The 21,909-nt window shown below is 55.3% G+C and carries 22 protein-coding genes; 13 read left to right on the forward strand and 9 right to left on the reverse strand.

Annotation, left to right across the window (positions count from 1 at the left end; translation table 11 throughout):
- Positions 1 to 99 precede the first annotated feature (99 nt).
- The 4 genes from DOP62_RS12840 to DOP62_RS12855 all read right to left on the reverse strand — a co-directional run bounded on the left by DOP62_RS12840 (position 100) and on the right by DOP62_RS12855 (position 4,362).
- Entirely contained in the window at positions 100 to 1,383 is a 1,284-nt protein-coding gene (locus DOP62_RS12840; RefSeq protein ID WP_261789869.1) for a CCA tRNA nucleotidyltransferase, read from the reverse strand.
- Entirely contained in the window at positions 1,349 to 2,584 is a 1,236-nt protein-coding gene (locus DOP62_RS12845) for an MFS transporter (RefSeq protein WP_208674280.1), read from the reverse strand. The genes DOP62_RS12840 and DOP62_RS12845 overlap by 35 nt, the downstream gene beginning before the upstream one ends.
- A 183-nt stretch (positions 2,585 to 2,767) precedes the next feature.
- Complete coding sequence (locus DOP62_RS12850; protein WP_208674278.1) at positions 2,768 to 3,541, reverse strand: PspA/IM30 family protein; 774 nt, start codon at positions 3,539 to 3,541, stop codon at positions 2,768 to 2,770.
- Positions 3,542 to 3,747: 206 nt separating this feature from the next.
- The gene (locus DOP62_RS12855; RefSeq protein ID WP_370538812.1) at positions 3,748 to 4,362 is read right to left on the reverse strand and encodes a hypothetical protein; all 615 of its coding nucleotides are present in this window, start codon (positions 4,360 to 4,362) and stop codon (positions 3,748 to 3,750) included.
- 98 nt (positions 4,363 to 4,460) lie between these two features.
- Here DOP62_RS12855 and DOP62_RS12860 point away from each other — a divergent pair, with 98 nt between their 5' ends.
- On the forward strand, positions 4,461 to 5,006 hold the full coding sequence (locus DOP62_RS12860; protein ID WP_208677093.1) for a DciA family protein: 546 nt from the start codon (positions 4,461 to 4,463) through the stop codon (positions 5,004 to 5,006).
- Between the two features lie 304 nt (positions 5,007 to 5,310).
- Complete coding sequence (locus DOP62_RS12865) at positions 5,311 to 5,559, forward strand: hypothetical protein (protein WP_208674276.1); 249 nt, start codon at positions 5,311 to 5,313, stop codon at positions 5,557 to 5,559.
- Here DOP62_RS12865 and ruvC read toward each other — a convergent pair.
- The 3 genes from ruvC to DOP62_RS12880 form a co-directional block, all read right to left on the reverse strand.
- Positions 5,556 to 6,041 (reverse strand): crossover junction endodeoxyribonuclease RuvC, encoded by a 486-nt coding sequence (ruvC, locus tag DOP62_RS12870; protein WP_208674274.1) that lies wholly within the window; start codon positions 6,039 to 6,041, stop codon positions 5,556 to 5,558. The two genes, DOP62_RS12865 and ruvC, sit on opposite strands and share 4 nt — an antisense overlap.
- 7 nt (positions 6,042 to 6,048) lie before the next feature.
- A complete protein-coding gene (locus DOP62_RS12875; RefSeq protein WP_222610251.1) occupies positions 6,049 to 7,623 on the reverse strand; it encodes a photosystem II high light acclimation radical SAM protein in 1,575 nt (524 codons plus the stop codon).
- A 71-nt stretch (positions 7,624 to 7,694) separates the two neighbouring features.
- Positions 7,695 to 8,288, reverse strand: coding sequence for a chromophore lyase CpcT/CpeT (locus tag DOP62_RS12880; protein WP_208674270.1), 594 nt, complete (start codon positions 8,286 to 8,288; stop codon positions 7,695 to 7,697).
- A 158-nt stretch (positions 8,289 to 8,446) separates the two neighbouring features.
- On the opposite strand from DOP62_RS12880, the gene DOP62_RS12885 reads away from it, so the two are divergent.
- The 4 genes from DOP62_RS12885 to DOP62_RS12900 all read left to right on the forward strand — a co-directional run bounded on the left by DOP62_RS12885 (position 8,447) and on the right by DOP62_RS12900 (position 11,439).
- Positions 8,447 to 9,052 (forward strand): superoxide dismutase, encoded by a 606-nt coding sequence (locus tag DOP62_RS12885; protein WP_208674268.1) that lies wholly within the window; start codon positions 8,447 to 8,449, stop codon positions 9,050 to 9,052.
- A 104-nt stretch (positions 9,053 to 9,156) separates the two neighbouring features.
- A complete protein-coding gene (locus DOP62_RS12890; protein WP_208674266.1) occupies positions 9,157 to 9,741 on the forward strand; it encodes a phycobilisome protein in 585 nt (194 codons plus the stop codon).
- A gap of 158 nt (positions 9,742 to 9,899) precedes the next feature.
- Positions 9,900 to 10,727: a DUF4433 domain-containing protein gene (locus DOP62_RS12895; RefSeq protein ID WP_208674264.1), complete on the forward strand. Its 828-nt coding sequence runs from the start codon at positions 9,900 to 9,902 to the stop codon at positions 10,725 to 10,727.
- Between the two features lies 1 nt (position 10,728).
- Positions 10,729 to 11,439 carry a macro domain-containing protein gene (locus tag DOP62_RS12900; protein WP_208674262.1) on the forward strand — a complete coding sequence of 237 codons (711 nt, stop codon included), beginning with the start codon at positions 10,729 to 10,731 and terminating at the stop codon, positions 11,437 to 11,439.
- A gap of 11 nt (positions 11,440 to 11,450) precedes the next feature.
- On the opposite strand, the gene DOP62_RS12905 is transcribed toward DOP62_RS12900, so the two are convergent.
- A complete protein-coding gene (locus DOP62_RS12905) occupies positions 11,451 to 12,233 on the reverse strand; it encodes an ABC transporter permease (protein WP_208674257.1) in 783 nt (260 codons plus the stop codon).
- Here DOP62_RS12905 and pdxA point away from each other — a divergent pair.
- From pdxA to DOP62_RS12920, 3 genes are read left to right on the forward strand one after another with little or no spacing between them, the layout of a single operon-like run.
- On the forward strand, positions 12,232 to 13,293 hold the full coding sequence (gene pdxA, locus DOP62_RS12910; RefSeq protein WP_208674247.1) for a 4-hydroxythreonine-4-phosphate dehydrogenase PdxA: 1,062 nt from the start codon (positions 12,232 to 12,234) through the stop codon (positions 13,291 to 13,293). The two genes, DOP62_RS12905 and pdxA, sit on opposite strands and share 2 nt — an antisense overlap.
- The gene (locus DOP62_RS12915; protein ID WP_208674245.1) at positions 13,293 to 14,039 is read left to right on the forward strand and encodes an MBL fold metallo-hydrolase; all 747 of its coding nucleotides are present in this window, start codon (positions 13,293 to 13,295) and stop codon (positions 14,037 to 14,039) included. The genes pdxA and DOP62_RS12915 overlap by 1 nt, the downstream gene beginning before the upstream one ends.
- Entirely contained in the window at positions 14,039 to 14,773 is a 735-nt protein-coding gene (locus DOP62_RS12920; protein WP_208674243.1) for a 16S rRNA (uracil(1498)-N(3))-methyltransferase, read from the forward strand. Before DOP62_RS12915 ends, DOP62_RS12920 begins: the two co-directional genes overlap by 1 nt.
- 9 nt (positions 14,774 to 14,782) lie before the next feature.
- On the opposite strand, the gene DOP62_RS12925 is transcribed toward DOP62_RS12920, so the two are convergent.
- Positions 14,783 to 16,912 (reverse strand): HAD-IIB family hydrolase, encoded by a 2,130-nt coding sequence (locus DOP62_RS12925; protein WP_208674241.1) that lies wholly within the window; start codon positions 16,910 to 16,912, stop codon positions 14,783 to 14,785.
- A gap of 92 nt (positions 16,913 to 17,004) precedes the next feature.
- Here DOP62_RS12925 and DOP62_RS12930 point away from each other — a divergent pair, with 92 nt between their 5' ends.
- The 4 genes from DOP62_RS12930 (at position 17,005) to DOP62_RS12945 (ending at position 21,899) form a co-directional block, all read left to right on the forward strand.
- Entirely contained in the window at positions 17,005 to 18,894 is a 1,890-nt protein-coding gene (locus DOP62_RS12930) for an ArnT family glycosyltransferase (protein WP_261789866.1), read from the forward strand.
- 39 nt (positions 18,895 to 18,933) lie between these two features.
- Positions 18,934 to 19,164 (forward strand): hypothetical protein, encoded by a 231-nt coding sequence (locus DOP62_RS12935; protein WP_208674239.1) that lies wholly within the window; start codon positions 18,934 to 18,936, stop codon positions 19,162 to 19,164.
- A 100-nt stretch (positions 19,165 to 19,264) separates the two neighbouring features.
- Positions 19,265 to 20,848: a cation:proton antiporter gene (locus DOP62_RS12940; RefSeq protein WP_208674237.1), complete on the forward strand. Its 1,584-nt coding sequence runs from the start codon at positions 19,265 to 19,267 to the stop codon at positions 20,846 to 20,848.
- A 139-nt stretch (positions 20,849 to 20,987) separates the two neighbouring features.
- Positions 20,988 to 21,899: a J domain-containing protein gene (locus DOP62_RS12945; protein WP_208674235.1), complete on the forward strand. Its 912-nt coding sequence runs from the start codon at positions 20,988 to 20,990 to the stop codon at positions 21,897 to 21,899.
- The last annotated feature ends 10 nt before the right edge of the window (positions 21,900 to 21,909 follow it).

The following is a 21,909-nucleotide window of genomic DNA, read 5'->3' on the forward strand; positions in this document are numbered from 1 at the left end:
GAAGGACTGGATAACCAAAGCGCCTTGCAGGCACACCTAGAACTATAGATTGCGTAAAAAAGCCTACGCCATTGATTAGGCTAACACGGCATTTGCAAGCTATTGGGGGAGAGAGGTTTCTTGGAGCCAACGGGCCGCAAACGCGATCGCCCCAGCCCGATCGCAAAACTGCTGCTCGGCTTGAGCCACACGGAGATCCTGCAAGAGTTGGCCGAGGTGAGGGCCGCTCCGAATGCCCAGCGAAACCTGTAGATCAGTCCCACTGACGAGGGGCTGGAGATGGGCGATCGGGTCATTGGGCGTTTGGTAGCGCCGCAGCAACGTCTGGCGTAAGTCGCCCGCTTCGAGCTGTAGCAAGAGGGCTGGTACTAGGTCTCCCAAGGTTTGGAATAAGGCGACTTGTCCAGCCGTCGTGGCTGCCGTCCCCGCCTGGCATTCCTGCCAATGTTGCTGCAGTTGTAACAGCGATCGCTGCTCGGCTCGACTACTTTTGAGGGCCAGTAGGACCTGTTGCGCCCGATCGCGATCGCGGGGTAGCAAGCAGGTCAGCCAAGCATAGGCTAAGTAGCTAAGCCTGCCGCCCGGTCCAATGGGCGTGAACCAGTCCGCCCAATCTGGGACTTGAGCTTGGAGTTGCCGCCAGTGATCGGCGATGGCTGCCAAACAATCCACCGAAGCCTCGGGAAACCACGGTGTGAGAAGCCCGCTGGCGATCGCCTCCACCAAAATCGGATGGGGTGGGGGCACATTCAGCAGGCGCTGAAGTTCTGCCCAAATCCGCTCACCCGCGACTTGGGGTAATAAAGGGGCAAGCTGGGCGATCGCAGCAGCCGTCTCTGGTTCGATCTCTAGTTCTAGTTGGGCCGCTTGCCGATAGGCACGCAGCAGGCGCAGCGGGTCAGCCACTAGATTGTCGGGAGCAATCATCCGCAACAGTCCTTGCTCCAGATCGGCTTGGCCTCCCAGCGGATCAATCAGGCGGCAGCGCTGCCAGTCGTAGGCGATCGCGTTGATTGTGAAATCGCGTCGCTGCAAGTCTTGTTCCAGGCGATCGCCTTCCTGCTGGGCAAAGTCAACGGTCATTGAAGGGAAGACGACCCGTGCGATCTGACGCTCAGCATCCAGGAGAACGAAGCCCGCTTGATGTTGACGAGCTAAAGTGCGTGCCGTTTCAACTGCACCTGTGGGAACCACCCAATCCAGATCGAGCGGTTCAGTCAGACGGCCCAGCAACGCATCACGAACGGCCCCTCCAACCAAGCAGGCTCCCTCCGGCAAGCTCTCTGGACGAAAGGGCCAAGTCTGTGGGTTGAACAGGGCAGCGAGAGCAGTGTTCATACAAGAGCGATCAGCGGGCAGCGGGTTGTAGCGACTGGCGGCCATAGACCAAAGCTGCAAGAAGTCCGGCGATTCCGAGCAGCCCCATCGCGATGGACAGTCCCAATTGTGCGATTAGACCACCAGCCAACAAACTGCTGACGCCACCGCCGCCCAAGGTAGCAATTTGGGTCAGACCAGCTACTCGACCGCGATACTCCCAGGGGGCGAGGGCTTGGCCAATAATGTTGCCGCCCGCTAGGAGCGCAGCGGTGCCAAAGCCAATCAAGGCAGCAAGAAAGAGAGCCATGTTTTGGTTGGGCTGGAGGGCAAAACCAATTTGGGCGATCGCCGTCACGCTGGCAGCCAGAATCAGCATTTGCCGCGGACGCCCGACGACGGCTTGACTAAACCGCTGCTGCAGTAAGCCAGCCGTAATGCTCCCGATCGCAATACTGGCGGTCAGCCAACCCAAGGAGAGCGGATCTGGTCCGACATAAGCCTTAGCCAGCACCGGCACGATCGCGGGATGGAAAAAGCCAATTACCGAGGCAACCCCAGTAAATAGGGTGATGCTGCGCAATTGTGGCGTGATCCCTTGCCAGGCTTGGGTCATGGTCAGTCGATGCTGAGGCTGCTCGGCAGCCGTCAGCGATCGCGGCTGCATCACGAAATTGACAACCGCAATCGGCACCAGGTAACTGAGGGCATCCAGGCTTAAGACCCAGGAGGGATGCAAGAGCGTTAGGGCAAAGCCCCCCACCGGCGGGCCGATCAGTTTGGCGACATTAAAGATGACTGAGAACTGGGCCAGGTAGCCAGCTAGGGTTGCTTCCGCCACCACGAGGCCAACGTATTTGAGGCGCGACGTCAGCTCATAGGCGCTGGCAATGCCCACAATCAGCGTGCCGCCAATCATCGCTGTCACTTGGCCCGCAATCCAACCGGTGCAGAGGACGTAGCCGATCGCAGAGAAAATAGCCCCCAGCAGCAGGAAATACTGCGATCGCTTCAGGACAGGTTCTGCCCCCAGGCGATCAGTGAGCGTCCCGGCATGGGACGAGAGAAAAATGGCTGGCAAACTCAGGCAGGCAAAGTTGACTGCGAGCAGCAACGGTTGCTGGGTCATGTCTTGAATGAGCCAGCCCTTGGCGATGATTCCGGCGAAGGAGCCAATCGAGGAAACGCCCGCTGCCACCAGAAAGCATTGACGCTGGCGGCGTTGTAAAAGCGCCAACCAGCGCGACTCTGAGGTTTTAACCAGCATGGGCAACGGTCCTGGGAAAATTGTGAAAAGTTACTCCCCAGTGTGACGCGATCGGCTGGTTTGCTGGGTGGTAGGTGGGGATCGCACCGGTACTGACTACCAGCGAATCGATACCCTCAAAACAAAAGCAACCTGCCCAAAGACAGATTGCTGAAGTCTATATGTGTTCAAACGAGAGAACGACTAGAGAGAATCGAGTTCGCGCTTCAGAGCCTCTAGCTCAGCATCGACGCTACTAGATTGCGAGACGTTGACCGGCGTTGGGTCCCCTGCGGGTAGCGCTGTTGTTGCGGTGGTTCCGCCAGCGAGCTGCGCTTTCATGGCTGCTAGCTCATCTTCAACATCACCGCCTGCTTCAAGCGCCGCAAACTGGCTTTCTAGATTTGTGCCAGCCAATTCAGCCGTGGCTTGTGCCTTGGCTTCCATTTGCAGCACTTTCTCCTCCATGCGCTCAAAAGCTGCCATCGAGCTATTGGTGCCCAAGCGCCCCACAGCTCCTTGCAGTTGCTCTTGCGCTTTGGCAGCTTGTGCCCGCGCCTTGAGCATGTCTTTCTTCGTTTTGGCTTCGGCGATTTTGCCTTCTAGTGCCACTAAGTTGCGCTTGAGTGTATCGACTTGCCCTGCTTGCTGATCGAGCTGAGTCTTGAGCGCCAGTGCTGTTTCACTGAAGGTTTTCTTGCGGCTCAGCGCTTGACGAGCCAGGTCTTCTTGACCTTTCTGCAGAGCCAATTGCGCCCGTTGCTGCCAGCTCGTGGCCTGCGTCTGCGCTTGGTTCATCTGTTGCTCAATGCGCTTTTGGCCGGCGATCGCCGTAGCCACCGCTTGCCGCAGTTGGATCAGATCCTCCTGCATGTCCATCAGGGCTTGCTCGAGAATCTTTTCGGGATCCTCGGCCTTGCTGACCAAGTCATTCATGTTGGCTCGGACAACACGGCTAATGCGGTCGAAAAGTCCCATGACGCAAACTTCCTATTCGCGTTGATGCTTCCCGCAGTCAAGACGGGGTTAGAGTCTCATCCCAAAAAGTGGGGAGAAGACGCTGCGGTTGGCGCTGAGCTTCAGTGTAGCAAGGAGGATCTGCCTGTCAGTCAAGTCCAGGATTTGACCCCTGGCTGGATTCCCGTCCTTGCCAACTTGGCTGGATTCAGCTTCCTGAGCAGGGCTTAGGGGGAAGTCTTTAGCTCGGTGCTATATCCCTGCTGCCGAAACTGTTGTTGGCGCTCTGTGGCGGCTTGACGATCGCGAAATTCACCGACTAAGAGGCGATCGCCCTCCACTTGGGAGCCCGGAATCAGCGCTGCGAGCTGTTCTAAGCTCTGGCCGGGGCTAACTTGCACAAACAGTTGAAAGCGCGGGCGATCGCGGCCTTCTGGATTGATTTGGCTCAGGCGATCGAGGGTGAGGTCCGCAAATTCCCGCTGGCTGAGATCGGGGCCTTGGAACGCAACGGTAGGTGGGGCAGTCGGTGCAGGCGATCGCCGGACCAGTTGGCTAGCGATTCCCACGGCAACTACCAGCACGGCTGCCACGATAGAGAGCGCGTACAGCGGTGTGCGATCGACTGGAAGCAGCCGTCGCCAGCCTTGATGACTGGCGGCAAAGAGTGCTTCCGTCGAGTCATATTCCTGCTGAGGGGGTGGTGTCATTGGCGTGACGACCTTGTCCCAACCGGGGTTCGCCTGACTCCACTCTTGAAAACGTCGCAACTCCTGATCGAGAGTGCTGTCACTACCTTGCAGGATTCGTTGAAGTGGCTCGGGCAGAGATGAAGAAGGCATAACAATGGAGAGAGCCGAACGCGCTCGCTAGTGTAGCGGCTAGCTGGCCAACGCCAACCCTTGGTCTTCCTTAGCTTCCTTTGGCCCGGGTGCCTGTCATGCAACCGCGATCGCTTGAACAGATCCTTCGACAGCTTCAGCAGGATCCTCGCTGGCAGCAGGATCGCACGCTGCGACAGATACAGCAGCGCTGGGCAGCGATTGTTGGGCCTGCGATCGCAGCTCAGGCAGAACCGGTGGCGATTCAGCGCCAAACCCTGCAAGTGGCTGTCAGTTCGGGCGCTTGGGCACAGACCTTAGGTTTTGAACGGCTACGGCTGCTGCAACGGCTGCGGCAAGAACTCAAAATCAGCGTGCAAGAGCTGAAAGACATTCGCTTTTCGACCGCCTACCGCGATCGCCGCACAATTGCGACTCCCCTCGAATCCGATCGCCAACAACAGTCTTGGCAAGTGCACCCCTGCCGATTGGGGGAGACGTTCAACCCCGCGATCGCCAGTGACCCACTCCAACACCGCCGAGATCTGAGTCGTCGTCTTCCCCGCTGTCCCCGCTGCGGCATTCCTACCCCTCCCGGTGAACTCCAGCGCTGGCACTGTTGTGCGCTCTGCATTCGCCAACAGTGGGCTGATCCATCGCGGTGAAATTCTCAGGATTTTAATCTTGGACTCCTGAGGGTTGTCCTTCTCAGCATGCTGTTCACTCATGGATTGTCTGTCATTCTTCTTGATCCCCGACCTTAAAGCCCAAAAAACTCTGCTGTTTGCGTCTAAATTGTCGGGAGATAAATTTCTAGATGTTACGAGTTCACGAAAAGATTCTTAAGCAGGCTCTCAGAAATTGCAGCCCAATAACGCCGACTGCTCCTAGCTTCTGAGGTGATCCTCGCCCCTCAAAGTTAAGAATGACTTTGGGATCATAGGGTCGTGATGCGTGGGTGCGATCGCAATGGCTGATTCCGCTACAACCTGTCGGTACTGCCAGTTCTACAGAGCCGATCGCCGCTGGGCTGGTGAGTGTCAACTCCTCCAAGTCAGCGTGGGCAGTGATTGGCCTGCCTGCCGATCCAGTAGTCAACTGTTTTCCGAACCCACTGCTGCGGTTCCTGCCCTCAGTGCAGCTCCAGTCTTGTCAATGACTGAAGCAGAGTGGAGTGCTGAGGCTCAAGGCGCTTATTTCAAAGCAGGGGTCGCTTAGCCTGCTTGCTGGAACCAAGCCGTCAAAGCTAAAGCAACCGCATCTGCTGCATCATCGGGGCGCGGAATTGCGTCCAGTTGAAGCTCGCGTTGGACAGCTTGCTGCACTGCTAACTTCGGTGCATTGCCGTAGCCAGTCAGTGCTTGTTTGACCTGAGCAGGCGTGAACTCACAGTAGGGCAAGCGGCGCTGTCGCAACACCAGCATTAGAACACCGCGAGCCTGAGCAACCGCGATCGTGTTGCCCATGCGGTAGAAAAATAGCTTCTCAACCGCGACGGCATCCGGCTGCACCAGATCGATCAGTTGATGCAAATCCTGATAGATCGTTTCGAGGCGATCGCCAATCTCCGCCCCAGCAGGCGTGGAAATGACGCCGAAGTCCAGCAGTTCCAATCCGCCTTGGCGGGAGTCGGGACAGAGCAGCGCCCCAAATCCCACGATCGCTAACCCCGGATCCAGGCCGAGAATGCGTTGCCCCACGATCGCGCTAGGAAACCGAAGCCAGCGATCGCACCGGCGCTTCAGGCACTGGGGCGGTCAAGGCTTCTGCCAAAGGCGATCGCCCCAGCCGGTTTTCCAGCAACTGCATCACCTCACGACCAAAGTCGTAGGGATTGCGCTGGAAGGCTTCTAGGCAGACTTCACCGAAGAAGGAGCCCATCGGTTCCGGATTCCAGAGCAGCTTTTTCGCCGTCCAAGGCATCATGCTCATCGGGTTGTAATCCCGCTTTAGCACGCCCTGTTCAAAGGCGTAATCTTCAAGGTGCGTGTGGGGTTGGAGTCCAATGAAGAAGATCGCTGGCTCGACTTTATCCGCACCGAAAATCGCTTCTAATTCACGGTGATAGGCGATCGTTTGGCGGATCGTCTCTTCCCGCTCATCAATCACGTTGAACGAGTAGTTAACTGACACTAAGTCATTGAAGCCAGCTGCTTTGAGGGCACGACAGTTTTCCAGAACTGTGCGCAGGTTGTAGCCCATGCGCATTTTGCGAACCAGTTCTTGCGAACCGCTGGTGATGCCGATCTCGAAGTAGTTCATGCCGGTCTGAACCATCAGCTCAGCCAGCTCCGGATCGAGATTATCGGCACGAATATAAGCTGCCCAGTGAATATCGGTTAGACCCGCTGCAAGAATTTCCCGTAGCAGTACTTTGGCGTCTTCGATGTAGCGGCGCGCCGGAATAAATTGGGCGTCGGTAAACCAGAAGTTGCGCACACCGCGATCGTAGAGCTGGCGCATTTCCGCCACGACCTCCGCCGCCGGATTAACGCGAACTTGCTTGCCTTCAACGACTGTGTAGACGCAATAGCAGCAGTTGTGCGGGCAGCCGCGTTTGGTTTGGACGCCGATGTAGAAGTCGCCATCCGCCAAGTAGTAATTGAACGCCGGCCAAATCGACTCGATGTAGTCGTAGTTGCAGGACGTTTTGATCAGCGGCGTCGGTTGCTCGTGGATCAGGCGCGATCGCGGTTTTTCGGCACCAGCAATGTAGCAGCGTTCTTGGGCGATCGATTCACCGCGTAGCAGTTTCTCCAGCAGCGTCTCACCTTCGCCCACTGAGACGATCGTGCCCTTGGCAAGTTTGTTGCCGAGCTGCTCATAGAAGACGCTGACGGCACCGCCACCCACAACCGTTCGCACATCAGGACAGTAGCGCTGCGATCGTTTCTGAGCCCGTTTGATCAGCCCCAAATTACGCCAGAGTTCCGTGTAGTAGGCGCTGACCACTTGGAAACCACCGAGGGCACCCCGCAGCCGAATCAGAGGATTGCGACCGTAGTAGAACTCAAACGAGTTTTGGAGCGGATTACCGCCGCGTCCACCTACCGGTGCGTAGATCTGAATATCCCGCCAAGAGAAGACGAGAAGCGTCGGCCGGAACTGATCGATCGCCCGATCAAGTGCCCCTTTGTAGTCCAGCGGGGGCACGGTGCCGAGGTCAAAGATCTGCTGCTCGATCGCCGGAAACTGCTTGTGGACATGATCTGCAAGGTAGACCACGCCGATCGGAAAGATCGGGTTGCAAGGAAGACGGACGTAAAGAATGCGATCGGCCACAGCCACAGCACAAGACCCAAGACCTCTTTCCACCATAGCGAGGTCTGATCAGGACTCGGATTTAGTGGCAACTAAGGAGTGGGGACTTCGTCGGCAAAACTGTGCCAGCGCAGGAAGTGAAATGGCCCCGCCACCGATCCCCACACCTGCTCATCGGTTTCAGGATGACGGCCGCGATCAAGGCTGATCATCTTCTCCTCGTCTACTTCGAATTCACTTTCGAGGTAGGTGGACTGACCTTTGCGCTCGACAATGCAGCCTTTGCCCGGCTCCACCACACCTTTGAAGCCGTTCCCTGTCCAATGGGTGATGAAAGTGCAGCCCGGAAGTTTTTCAAGGCGATCGCGGCTCAACTTAGACAGGCGATCGCGATCGCGGGAAGCGCCAAACAGGTCCTCGCCATTGATGACCCGGAAGTTCTCAATTTCGATGTGATCGCCAGCTGGAACGAGCTTGAGCACCCGGGCACGATAGGGCTGATTGACGTCGAGGTCGTAGGCTTGCTCCACATAGAGACTCAAACCATCTAAAACCTCTAGCGCCAGCGGCCTCATGCAGACGCGGATATGGGCAAAAAAGGGTGGATTTTCGAAGGCTTGGGCTTGATTGCTGAAGTCGGCAGCCAGCCAGCGGGCTAGCGTCAGCACGTCGGTGGCATGGGTCATTGGGCTCAGCTCACAATCTGCAGGTTCAACTATCGCAGATGGCGGTGGCGCCCCAAGCGAGCTGTCGGCACCTTGTGCCCTAGAAGACGCGCCTACCAAGGAGCGGGCCGGTTTTTATTACTCTAGGTAAAGACAACCCGCTCAAGGGAACACGACTCATGTCCTACGAATTGCCAGCATTGCCCTTCGACTACACCGCACTGGCGCCTTACATCACTAAGGAAACGCTGGAATTCCACCACGACAAGCACCACGCGGCCTACGTCAACAACTACAACAACGCTGTCAAAGACACCGAGCTGGACAGCCAGCCGATCGAAGCTGTGATCAAAGCGATCGCAGGCGACGCCAGCAAAGCCGGTCTGTTCAACAACGCGGCGCAAGCTTGGAACCACTCTTTCTACTGGAACTCGATCAAACCCAACGGTGGCGGCGCTCCTACCGGTGCTTTGGCCGACAAAATCGCAGCTGACTTCGGCAGCTTCGAAAACTTCGTGGCCGAGTTCAAACAAGCAGCAGCCACCCAATTCGGCAGCGGCTGGGCATGGTTGGTACTGGACAACGGCAGCCTGAAAATCACCAAAACGGGCAACGCTGACACCCCGATCGCCCATGGTCAAACCCCGCTGTTGACCATCGATGTCTGGGAACACGCCTATTACCTCGACTACCAAAATCGTCGTCCCGACTACATCAGCACCTTCGTTGAGAAGCTGGCTAACTGGGACTTCGCTTCAGCAAACTACGAAGCTGCGATCGCCTAGATTGCACCTGAACTAACGCTGCTCTGACAGCGATCGCTAACGCTCGGCTTCGGTCGGGCGTTGCGCGTTTTAGGCTGAGAAAGTCGCTTTTCGCAGAAACCGCCGTGCCCCTCAGCGATCGCGCCCGCCAACTCTTACCCCAAGCTCGCCTGACTAACTTTCAGTCTTGGCAAGCCGAGATTTCGGCGGAGCTGCTGACGCGCTTCCAAGCGGCTGAGGATGAGCAGCGCTTTCTCAGTGATGCCGATTTAGTTGCGATCGCCTTAGCCTGCCTCCCCAATGCCAACCCAACGGCAGCCCGATTTCTGCGCGATGACGCCGAGGAATTGATCGCGATCGCCCGCGCTGATTTGCTTGAGCGTTTTCCGGGCATCACGGAACCGGGTGGGGCGCTCTACCCCGAGGTGCGATCGCAGTCTTGCTGGCGCGATTGCTGGCAGTTTTTGCGCTGCCTTAGCTACGGCGTGGCAGCAGGACGAGCCGACTATGCCACACCTGCAGGCTTTGAAGCTTTGGCGGTGGTTTACGAAGAATTAGAAGTACCGATCGCAGCGATGCAACAGGCGATCGAAACGCTACTAGGCGTTGCACTGAAGCGATTTCCACCGGAAGTGCAAGCGCAACTTCAGCCCTGTTGTGCAACACTCCAAACCGGTATTCAAGCGATCGCAATAACCCTAAGCACATAAAAAATTGCGATTAAGTAAGACATCAAGCCGCCAATAAGTCGAGGTTTAGCTATTAGCTAGCCCTTAAAAAATTCTTGAAATTAATTATAGAGACAGAAGTTTTATCTGTATTTAATCCTAGATTCACTAAAAATAATCTGTAGAGACCTAAAGGTAATATGACGCCTCTATTTAATGTGGGTAGCTATGTTGAAGAGACCCGTTTTGGTGCGACTCAGCATGACTCTTATCACAATATTTCTGGACGAGGGCAAAGCCGTAGATTAAAACAGGGGCAAATTATTAAACTGACACCCAGATTCTTTGTTTCTGGGTTTGATGCACTAATTCAATGGACTGACGGTACTAAAGACTGCAGAGTTGCAGGCCAATATCATCTCAATTTATTACCCGCTCCAAATCTAAAAAAGAGATTATTAGCTGGCAAATTCGACTGTCTTTACCACATGACTCACATACAAAATTTATCATCAATTCTGGCAAGTGGAATTCTAAGCAATGCTGAAATCAAAAGAAGAAGAGTCTCAATTGCTGATATTTCTGATTCGTCAGTACAAGCGAGAAGAGATGAGATTGAGCCAATTTACGATCGAAGTATTCATGAGTATGTTCCTTTTTACTTAAATCCTAAAAATCCAATGCTCTACAGGCGAAAAGAGATGCAAAATGAAATTGTAATCATTGCTGTTTCAACGTCTGTTCTCAGTTCTAATTGTCATGTTTTTACTGATGGCAATGCAGCTGCCAATGCCACGCTATTTTCTGATGATGAAAGTGTCATCAACAATTCAAAAGATGTTCTATGTGCCCAGTACTGGACAGACTATGATGACGGCAAACGTCGTAGATGTGCTGAAGTCTTGGTTTATCCAAGTGTTGGAGTAAAATACATAGAAAAAATAGCATGTAACAATGAGGCTACTCGTGCACATGTTGCATCAATAACTAATATCCAATCAACCATTGAAAAAGGACTTTACTTCTAAGATGCAGAGCCTGAAAATTTTGAAAGGCAATATTTTTACAACCAATTGCCAAACTCTTGTCAACACTGTCAACTGTGTAGGTGTGATGGGAGCTGGGATTGCTCTAGAATTTAAGCTTCGATATCCAGATATGGATCAAAAATATATATCTCTTTGCCAACAAGGATTGCTAGACATTGGAAAGTTGTGGATATATAAAACTACTTCGCGGTGGATTCTCAATTTTCCGACTAAAAAACATTGGAAAAATCCTAGTAAAGAGTCTTATCTACATGCAGGTTTGCAAAAATTTCTTGAAACCTATGAGGAGAAGGAAATTCACTCAATTGCTTTTCCATTGCTTGGGGCTCAACACGGAGGAATACATCCTGAGAAGTCTTTAGAAATAATGACTTCTTACCTTTCAAAATGTTCTATCTCTGTTGAGATTTATCAGCATGATCCGCATGCTTATGATGACTTATGCGAACACACTAGAGACTTGTTTTTAACAACACCCATCAACAAGCTAAAGCTGACTACTGGACTCACCCCTAGCCAGATTAATAAGCTTTCTGGGATTTTCAATGATTCATCTTTTACTCAATTGAATCATCTGACTAAGGTAAAAGGAATTAGCACTAAGACTTTAGAGAAGGTTTTTGCTTTTGCCATGAAAAACGCCGACAAAAAATATCAAGATGAACAGCAGAAGCTATCACTTCACGTATAGCCAATCAAGAATCAACTAGAAGCGCTGGTGTAAAAGCGAAGGGCAAAGCGCCAGAAGCGATTGGACAGCCAGAGCAAAGTGATCGCGAGGAAGGCTGCGCCAGAAAGCCAAAATAGCGGTCGGCGATCGAGGGCAGCTTCGGCGGGAAAGGTCGTGAGGAATGCAACGGGAACGACGAAGGTGAAAAAGATTCGGAAGCCGGCTGGATAGGCACTGATCGGATAGCGTCCCGCTTCAACCAGCCCGCGCAGCACCTCGGTGACGTTATAGATTTTGACGAACCAAATACTGAGCGAACCCATCATGAACCAGAGGCTGTAGAGAATCACCAAGCTACAGGCCAGTGGCAAGATGCCTTGCAAATAATCCAGTGGCGACAGCCCCAACTGCTGACCGGCATAGCCAATCAGCGCTAGCCCAAACAGAAAGTCGGGGATGCCCCAAGGCGACAGGCTGCGGGTTGAGAGCCAAAACTGCGAGCTGACCGGCTTGAGCAGCACGAAATCCAAGGTGCCCTGCTGCACCTGCTCAACGATTTTGTTGAGGTTAGGCACAAATAACGTGGCGGAAGCACCCTGCAGAAGCGTGAAGATACCCAGCACCAACTGCGCCTCAGGCCAAGACCAGCCCTGAAAGCGGTAGCCCGTACGATAGAAGAGGAACAGGCCAAACAAGCTGCCCGCCAAACCGCCCAGGCTACTGAGGCTGGCGAGGAGAAAATTGAGACGGTATTCCAGTTCCGCCGCGATCGCGGTACTCCAGAACAGCGCCAGAACTTTTAGGTAGCGCCCCATGCTTTCGTCGTCACTTTCACCGCTGCAGGTGGCTATCAGCTTGGGGGATCCTGCCGGGATTGGTCCCGAAGTGGCGCTTAAAGCGCTGGCGATCGCCCAGTCCCAAGGACTTCTTCAGCATACCGAGATCACCTTGATCGGCAGTCCGCTATGCTGGCAAGCCTGCTATGAGAGCTTGCGATCGCGGGCTGATGTGGCAAATCCCGCTGACTTTTCCCAGCGTGCGATGGCTGATCCGCAAACGCCAATTCAGACCGGTCAGGTCACCGCAGAGAGCGGCGAAGTCAGCTTTCGGGCATTAGAAGCTGCGATCGCCGGAACCCTCGCGGGTGAATTTGAAGCGATCGTTACGGCCCCGATCGCTAAAGCCGCTTGGCAACTGGCAGGGCATGGCTATCCGGGGCAGACGGAAGTGCTGGCGGAAGCAGCTCAAGTCTCGCGATCAGGGATGTTGTTTGTGGCGCGATCGCCCCAGACCGGGTGGCAGCTGCGCACTCTCTTGGCAACGACTCATATTCCGCTGCGGGACGTGCCCCATGTCCTCAGTCCCGAGCTGCTGACCCAGAAACTTAGCCTGTTAATCGACTGTCTGCGGCAGGATTTTGGGATTGATCGACCAACGATCGTGATTGCGGGACTCAACCCTCACAGCGGTGAGCAAGGCCGACTCGGTCGCGAAGAACAGGATTGGCTGATTCCTTGGCTGGAAGCCATGCGCGATCGCTTTCCGCAGGCGCAACTCCAAGGCCCGCAACCGCCGGATACGCTCTGGCTGTCGGCGGGGCAGGCTTGGCAGCAAGCAGGGGTGCCAGCACCGGATGCTTACTTGGCGCTCTATCACGATCAAGGCTTGATTCCCGTAAAGTTGTTAGCCTTCGATCGCGCGGTCAATACGACGATTGGCTTGCCGTTTGTGCGGACTTCGCCGGATCACGGCACGGCCTTTGATATCGCGGGTCAAGGCACAGCGCGACCTGAGAGTTTTCTGGCCGCTCTGCAACTGGCGATCGCCCTCGCGCACAATCGTCGTCAGCGTTCTCTCCAACTGGAAACGGTGTGATGGAAGTCTGTTATTACGGTGCCAACAGCTGGCTGGTGCAATGGGCAGGTCAGCGTCTGCTGATCGATCCCTGGCTGGTCGGAGCGCTCAGTTTTGGCAATCAAGCCTGGTTTTTTGAAGCTCGCCACAAGAATCAGTGGACGATTCCCGAGGCGATCGACGCCCTGATTTTGTCTCAAGGTCTGCCGGATCATGCCCATGTGCCAACCTTGGAGCAGCTCGATCGCCAGATTCCCGTGTTTGCTTCGCCTGCCGCAGCCAAAGTGGCACGGAAGCTGGGCTTTAGCCAAGTGACGGTGCTGAATCCGGGTGAGAGCGTCGCGATCGGCAATTTAGACCTGCAAGCCACCAAGGGCGCACCGGTGCCGCAAGTCGAAAACGGCTACCTACTGCGCGATCGCCAGTCGGGGCAAAGCCTCTACTACGAGCCGCACGGCTTCCATGACCCGAGTGTGACTGGCCCTGTAACCGCTGCGATCGCCCCGATCGAAAGTCTGGACTTGCCGCTGGCAGGCCCAATCATTCAGGGTGCAAAAACGGCTTTGGAACTGGCGCAGCGGCTGCAACTGCAAGTCCTGCTACCAACAGCAACCGGCGGCGACATCGAGTCTAAGGGCATCCTCAACAAGATCATTCGCGGCTCCGGCAGTCAGGCGGAACTAGAAGCCCAATTCAGTACAGCAGGCTTGAAAACCGCCATCTTCAAACCCAGCTTGGGTGAGTTGCAACCACTACCAGTGGGCTAATGGCGCGGGAACTGCGACGGCTGTGGATGCCGCCGGAACAATTGCAGGGCGATCGCTGGGTGTTGAATCCTGAGCAGCGCCATTACCTGCAGCGGGTCTTGCGGCTGAAGCCGGGCGATCGCTGTGCCGTCATCAACGGGCAGGGTGGTCTATGGACGGCAGAGTTGGGCGATCGCGATCAGTTGTTCGTTGTCGAAGCTGCACCTGTGGTTCCCCCACCCCAGCCTCGGTTGACCCTGATTCAGGGCTTACCGAAGCAAGGTTTTGATGAGGTGATTCGTCAGGCGACCGAGTTGGGCGTGACCACGATCCAGCCCGTGATCAGCGATCACAGTCAGGTGCGAGCCGAAGCCCAGAAAACCGATCGCTGGCGCAAGATTGCGATCGAAGCCAGCGAACAGTCCGAGCGTCTTTACCTGCCTCAAATCGAACCGATTCGTGCTGGGGCAGACGCGATTGCGCAGACCTCCAAGGACTCACTACGCTGTCTCTGCTTGGCGCGGCGATCGCTGCCAAACTTGCTGCCTTGGCTGCAAGCCCAACCGGCTTGGACGGATCTCGCGATCGCAATTGGTCCTGAAGGCGGCTGGAGTGACGCCGAGATTGAGCAGGCGATCGCAGCAGGCTGGTCGCCTGTTTCTCTGGGCTCATCGATCCTGCGGGCAGTCACCGCGCCGATCGTGGCGCTGAGTCTGGCACAAGCTGTGGCCGCAACGCGATCGCTGGATAACTGACTGGAAGTGCTAGGCAATCGCCTCGAAAAAGCGATAGTGCTTCAGTGCTTCCAGAATGCCGTTGGCGTAGTGACCTTGGGCAAAATACACCCGTTCATAATTGCGCAGCGATTCCAATTCAGGTGAGTAGTTGCCCACCACCACACCGAGGTTATGGCCTTTGAGCATTTCCTCATCATTGCCGGAATCACCTGCCACCAAAATATTATCGAGGGGGATACGCCAACGCAGTGATAAGTGACGAATTGCATCTCCTTTTGAAGCTGCCAAGGGCAAAATATCCAGAAACTCTTGATGAGAATAAATTGACTTCAATCGCAGTCGATGCTGACGTAAATGCTGCCGGACTTCTCGCAGAACCGTGTCGTGGCGATCGCGGACAAAGAAGCTGACTTTGAACGGTGTCTGGTCCTCCTCGGGCTGGAGTTCTAGGAACGGAAGCTGCGCCATGACTGCACGAATTCGCTGAGGATTCCAGTTGCGGTTGATGTGATTTTCCCAGCTGATATCCGGTTCAGCATCGGTGCCATAGTGAATCTCACTGCCAACCGAAGTTACCCAAAAATTGGGTGAAGGAACGCCCCACTCTTTCAAAATTTCCTGGGCAGACTCCAGACGACGACCCGTAGCAATCCCGAAGGCGAAATGATCGCGGTATTGATCGAGATAGGTCATCAGTTCTTCAAGGCCCTGGCGATCGCCAAGCAGCGTATTGTCAATGTCACTGATGACAAGGCGTTTAGCATCAATCAAGCGTTTACGACTCCGAACGAAACTGACAGCGCGACGACGGGGTAGAGCCACCGTTTCCATGCGCTCAAACAAGGTATTAACGTGTTGGTCCCAAGCGTAATATTGGGGTACCTTTTCAATGCCATTGTGGTGATAGCGCTGCCAGAGATCGCGATCGCTGAGCAGCGTGGCGAGGGCGGGAGCAATGTTGGCGGGTCGGCTGACATCGACCAGCGTCCCAAAATCGCAGTTTTTGAGAATTTCTTGCGGGCCCCCATCATGGGTCGCCACCACCGGCACACCACAACTTCCCGCTTCTAAAATCGTCAGGCCAAAGGGTTCAGTCAGGGCTGGATTGACAAACACCCCGCCGGAATGAGACGCCAAGCGATAAAACTCCGGCACGTCATCGGCCTGATGCTGCTTGGGATAGGCGACGCTGCCGTAAAGGTCGTAGCGATCGACCAGATGAAAAATCTCTTGGAAGACTTGCCGACTGCCGCGATCCATTTGGTTGATATCTTGGCGGCTGCCGAGTACCAAGACCAAGTTGGCCTTCTCTCGCAGCCAGGGATGCTCCCCAAAAGCGCGGACTAGCGCAGGCACATTTTTGCGGGGAGCCGGACGGCAGAGGCAGAGAATTTGCGGCTTGTTGGGATCGCGCAAAAACCGGGCGAGTTCCTGTTGCAGCACCGTGCCGCGATCGCCCAATGGCTGAAAGCAGAAGCGATCGGTATCCACTCCTGGTGGAATCACGAGCATCCGCTCTGGGTTGTAGCGATCGTAGACGCGGTATTGCTCGTCTACCTCCTGCTGCGTACTGGCGACAATCCAGTCAGCGTGGGTGAGCGTCATCTCCTCCGCGTCAATCCGCTGCTGAATATTGAACTGAGCCTCAATTTCTTCGAGTGGCCAGTCTTGCTCTAACAGCTTTTTGAGCTTGATCCGCCCCAGGGAATGTCCTGTGAAAATCAACGGCACATTCAGCCAGCGGCTGAGCAGCGATCCAACTTGGCCAGCATCGGCATAGTGGGCCTGAATCCAAGTCGGGGTTCGCTTTTGCTGCGCGAGGTATTGAAGGATGGCGTCGGCAAAGGTGTAGAGATGCGGCCACAGCAACTCTTTGCGCAGATAGCGTTTGGGGCCAAAGGGGAGGCGAACAATGCGACCTTTAGGGGCGAAGGTTTCGATCGCCTGACTGTAATCGACGCTGACACGGGGGTCAGTAATCTGGCGAGTGATGATGTCGACTTGTTGAACTTGTGGAGATTTGGCCTGGGCTTGAGCCAGCTCCAACACGTATTTTGTCTGCCCGCCGGTGTCTGCATCTCGCCCCAATTCAAGGTTCTGTCCTCGCAACAGACCATGGGCTTGAATGTGCAGAATGTAGAGATTTTGAGCTGCCACGCGCTAGTCAGCCTCCTCGAAAACGCCCCCATCCTAGTCGCCGTTCCCAAAAGGCGGGGTGATAGCGTAGGGGCGTTGCATTGCTGGTGTCGATGTTTTCGAGTCGTTCACCCCTTGTTTCTGGCCCTCGTCGTCCGGCGATCGCGATCGCTTTGGGGCTATTAACGCTGGCGTTTCTGATTCTGATTGGGCTGGGATTGGGCTGGCCCAATAGCTTGATGGCGCATGACGAAGGCTACTATGCCCTGCAAGCTCGCTGGATTCTGGAAACAGGCGACTGGTGGACACCGCGTTGGTGGCAAGAGCCGGTCTATGACCGCACGATCGGGGTGCAATGGCTGATCGCTGTTAGCTACAAGTTGTTTGGCTTCTGCAACTCGACGGCGCGACTGCCTGCCATGCTCAGCGGCTTAGCAACGCTCTGGCTAACTTTTGCGATCGGCGATCGCCTCTTGCCGCGATCGCAAGCGCTGTTGGCTGCAGGCATTTTGCTGGTGACGCCGCTTTGGTTTCAGTACGCGCAGCTAGCCACGCAAGATATGCCGTTGCTAGCTGTGGAATTGCTCGCAATTTGGGGACTTCTACAAGCTGTTTCTAGCGATCGCCGACCGAATCTCTGGGGCTTTGTCGCTGGTTTGGGGGTTGGCCTCGGCTTTTTGATCAAGGGCTTCATGATCGGCGTGCCGTTGCTGGCGATCGCCCCTTGGTTCTTTTGGCAAGCACCGAAACTGCTCCGGAATCGTGGCCTCTGGCTCGGCCTCATTGTTGGCTGGATTCCGGTTGGAATTTGGCTCTGGGGCAGCCAGCAGCAATGGGGAAATCTAGCGATCGCGCAGCTGTTTGAGAAATTTTTCTTTCTGGCAAATGAAGACCTTTACAGCCAGCCTTGGTACTTCTATCTCTGGAACCTGCCGCTCAACGCGTTTCCTTGGCCGCTGTTTGGGCTGATCGGTTGGGTTCGCCTTTGGCTGCAGCCCGAACGCGATCGCGAATTACGACGACAGCACCAGATCCTGCTCGGCGTTTACCCGCTCCTGCTCCTCATCATTCTTTCCAGCTTTCGGACTCGCACTCCTTACTACTTATTGCAACTGTTGCCGTGGGTCGCTTTGCTGGCCGCTATGACCTTGAGCTGGCTAGCAACAGGCCTGAAGCGATCGTCCGGTTTTAGCTTTGGTTCTCGTCAGCCCACAAATCGCTGGGTTCAATGCCTGAGCTGGGTATTTGGTGGCTTGGGGCTACTGCTGATGATTGCTGCGATCGCCTTGCTCTCAGGTCGCGTGGCGGCTTTAGCTGATCCCAGTCTGCGACCCTATGGCTGGGTGGCTTTGGCACTGGGCTTGGGCTGGCTAACGCTGCCATGGATTTATCAGCAACGTCAGCGGCTGCCGCAGGCAAGTGTGATCTGGTGCTGTGCTTGGCTGTTGGGGCCTTGGTTGGGCTTAGCAACCGTCAATCACTGGCACCTCTTGACCGATCGCAGCCCAGCTACTCGCTACGCACTACAACAGCCAGCAGTGCAAGCCTTGTTGCAGGAGCAGGCTGTCGATTTTTGGGCGATTGATCCCGTTGATGGCCCGACGCACCAGCAGTGGATTCAACTCGCACTCAATAGTCCGCGGTTGGGGCAGCGCTTAGCAACGATCGCTGATCGCGCTCCTGGCGATCGCATTTGGGTTGCTCCCGAACAAGTCTCAGACTTGCCAGCCAATTGGCAACATCGTGCATCGATGCAGGGCTGGCTTCTAGTGGAAGCAGTGAAACCGGCACCCCAGCCACCCACCGAGGAGCGCGCGCTGGAAACACCTGAAACTGAAGCGACGGTCAATGAACCCACACCGGCTCCTGAGCAAGCCCCAGTCACTGAGGTTGAGCCAGAACTAACGCAACCAGAGGAACCTGCCGCGATCGCACCAGAGCCTAGTCTGGAGGCAGTACCTGAAGTGATCAACTCCGAGACGACTGAGCCATCGACTCCCTAGAGTGGTGGCAGTGCTTTTGTTTTCGGGCGATCGCTAACTATGGCTCGTCACACCGTTGAAATTGCCGATCACCTCTTGGCCTACATCGAGGCGCAGGGACTCGATCCTGAGACGGTGATTCAAGAAGCACTAGAAACTTGGCGACGACAGCATCGACAAACTGCGATCGCCCAGCACTATGCCCCTGCTGATCAGGATCTGGGCTGGGGTTTCACAGCTGAGGATCTCGATCCACAAGCCTATGAAACCTTCCTAGATCGTTGGAACTAATGCGCGAGGAATTAGGGCTTGTTGGCTGAAAACAGCCTCAGGCTACAGGATTACGGGGCATTGGCCGAATAATGGACGATAGCCCGCCACAGACAAACCCATGAGCCTTGAAGTCCTGGCCACTGAGCCAGCACTGGAATACGGATTAGAGCGTTTCTTTCTGGCTCTGGTTGTCGCCCTCAGTGTGGCGACGCTGCCCCAAGTCTTTAGCTGGTTCCGCCAAATTCCCTACACCTTGCTCTTGGTGATCGCAGGGTTGGGGCTGGCGCTGTTTAATGTTCGCCTGATCAACCTATCGCCGGAGCTGATCCTCTCCATTTTCTTACCACCTCTGCTGTTTGAAGCAGCCTGGAATTTGAAGTGGAGCAACCTCAAAAAAGATTGGGTTCCCATCAGTCTTTATGCAGTGATTGGGGTTGGAATTTCAATTCTTGGTATCGCCTTTGGGCTGTCACAAACAACATCCGTCCCGATTGTGATCGCTCTCTTAATTGGCGCGAGCTTAGCGACAACGGATCCAGTCTCCGTGATTGCTATGTTCCGCGAGTTGGGCGTGGCAGAGCGAACAAGAACGTTGGTCGAAGGTGAGAGCCTGTTTAACGACGGGGTGGCAGTCGTCACCCTCAGTCTCTTGCTGTCACTCCCGCTCGAAGTTCAAGGACTGGAGGCACAGTCGCTACTCGCAGACTTGATCCGCTATCTCGGCATCGGCATTGGTTCTGGTTGCCTCATTGGTTTTGGAGTTTCTTTCCTCACGCAACGCTTGGACCTCCCGTTGCTCGAACAGTCCCTGACGTTGGTGTCAGCTTATGGCAGTTATTTACTGAGTGAGCAGCTCGGTGGTTCAGGGGTAATCGCGGTTGTACCAGTTGGCCTAATTTTGGGCAACTTTGGCTCGCGCATTGGCATGAGTCCCCGCACGCGGGTAATTGTCACAGAGTTCTGGGAGTTTCTCGCCTTTTTCGTCAATTCAATCGTGTTTCTTTTGATTGGCGATCAGGTACCGCTTGAAAGTCTCTGGCAAAATCGCGGTGCGATCGCAATCACTGTCGTGGCGATGCTAGCGGCGCGGGCGATCGCCACTTTTGGGCTGGGCTGGCTCAGCAATCGCCTCTCCCGCTCCGATCTGTCGTGGCGCGAGCTGATTGTGGTTTGGTGGGGTGGCATTCGCGGTGCAGTTTCGATCGCCTTGGCGCTGAGTATTCCCACGGTGTTGCTGCAGCGGGATTTAATCACGGCCACAGTGTTTGGTTCAGTGCTTTTCACCCTGCTGGTGCAAGGGCTGACGATGAAACCGCTGCTGGGTGCGTTGGGGTTGCTCGGTGATCAGGCGCTACGGCAACAGTACGCGGAGGCGATCGCTCGGCAAACTGCGCTGAAGCGAGTTCTGCAAAGACTTCAGCAAACCGAACCTCAGGCAGAAATTGATCCAGCCTTTCGTCGCGAACAAGTTCAGCTCATTGAAGCCAAGCTGCAAAGCCTCACCCAAGAACTGGCAGAACTCTGCGATCGCCAGCCCGAGTTGCAGCACTACGCCCTAGAAAGTTTGCAGGCAGAGCTGTTGGCAATCGAAGCCGATACCTATGCTGAATTTGTACGCTCCGGCCAGCTCAGCCAAGAACTCTCGCCGATCCTGCGAGAGACGCTGGCCTTTCCAACCCAGCCACCGGCGATCGCAGACTAAATTCAACAAGATTCAACAAGACTGACGGCAAGAGGACAGGATTTGGCAAGATGGTCTCGGCTCAGTGCTGGTGACTCATGGATGTGACCGGTAGACTAAAAGACGCCGCTCCCTAGCGGTTGTACAGGAGCTTAGGCCCATGGTTCTCCGCCTTGATCGGGGGCTGTTTCAGCTCGGCGACTTCAACGACTATCACGCAATCTTGGGCGTCCCAGTCGATGCGACCCCCGAGCAAATTCGTCGTCAGTACCTCCAGATCGTGCGGCGCCTCCATCCCGATCGCTTGCAGGGCGATCGCCAACAGTTGCGCGAGACTAGCACTTTAGTACTAGCGAGGGTTGTCAATCCGGCCTATAACGTCCTGTCACAACCGCAGCGCTATCAAGACCACTGCTTAGCCCTCCAAGCCAAAGCTCAACAGGCTCGTAATCTCCAAATTTCCATTCGGGCCATGCACGAAGCGGCCCAAAAATTAGCGGTCAGTGCTCAGATGCAGCAGGACTATCAAGCCCTGATTCAACAGCTCGCCACTGATCTTTACGGTTCTCTGTCCGAAATTGAAGATCAAGTGAATCGGCTCAGTGAGCTGAATCTTGTCTTTTTACTGCGCAGTCCCGTCGTAGTTGAATCTCCACGAGTCTCGCCAGTCAGCACAACTCCCAGCTTGTCGACAACAGTTACGGTGACTGAACCGGCGGCAGCAACTGCGACGACTACTGCCGATCGGGTGTCGGGCTATCTCCGACGAGCCGAAGATTACGTCAGCAAGCAGGCTTTTGCCCAGGCGATCGCAGAACTGCGGGATGCTCTGCGTCTCGATGCCAACGACAGCCGCTGCCATGCCTTGATGGGGTCCATCTATCTGCAGCAAAATCAGTTGACCATGGCGCGGGTCTCGATTCGACGAGCCCTGACGCTGGACCCACAAAACGCTCAAGCCTTGGAAGCGCAGCGGCAACTCAACCAGCGCGATCCCAAGTCAGCAGCCCCAGCAGCACCGCCACAAGGCAAACGAGGGCTGCTCGGTGGTTGGTTTGGCAAGAACAAGTAGGACAGATTAG

The sequence above is a fragment of the Synechococcus elongatus PCC 11801 genome (genome assembly GCF_003846445.2).
Classification (GTDB): domain Bacteria; phylum Cyanobacteriota; class Cyanobacteriia; order Synechococcales; family Synechococcaceae; genus Synechococcus; species Synechococcus elongatus_A.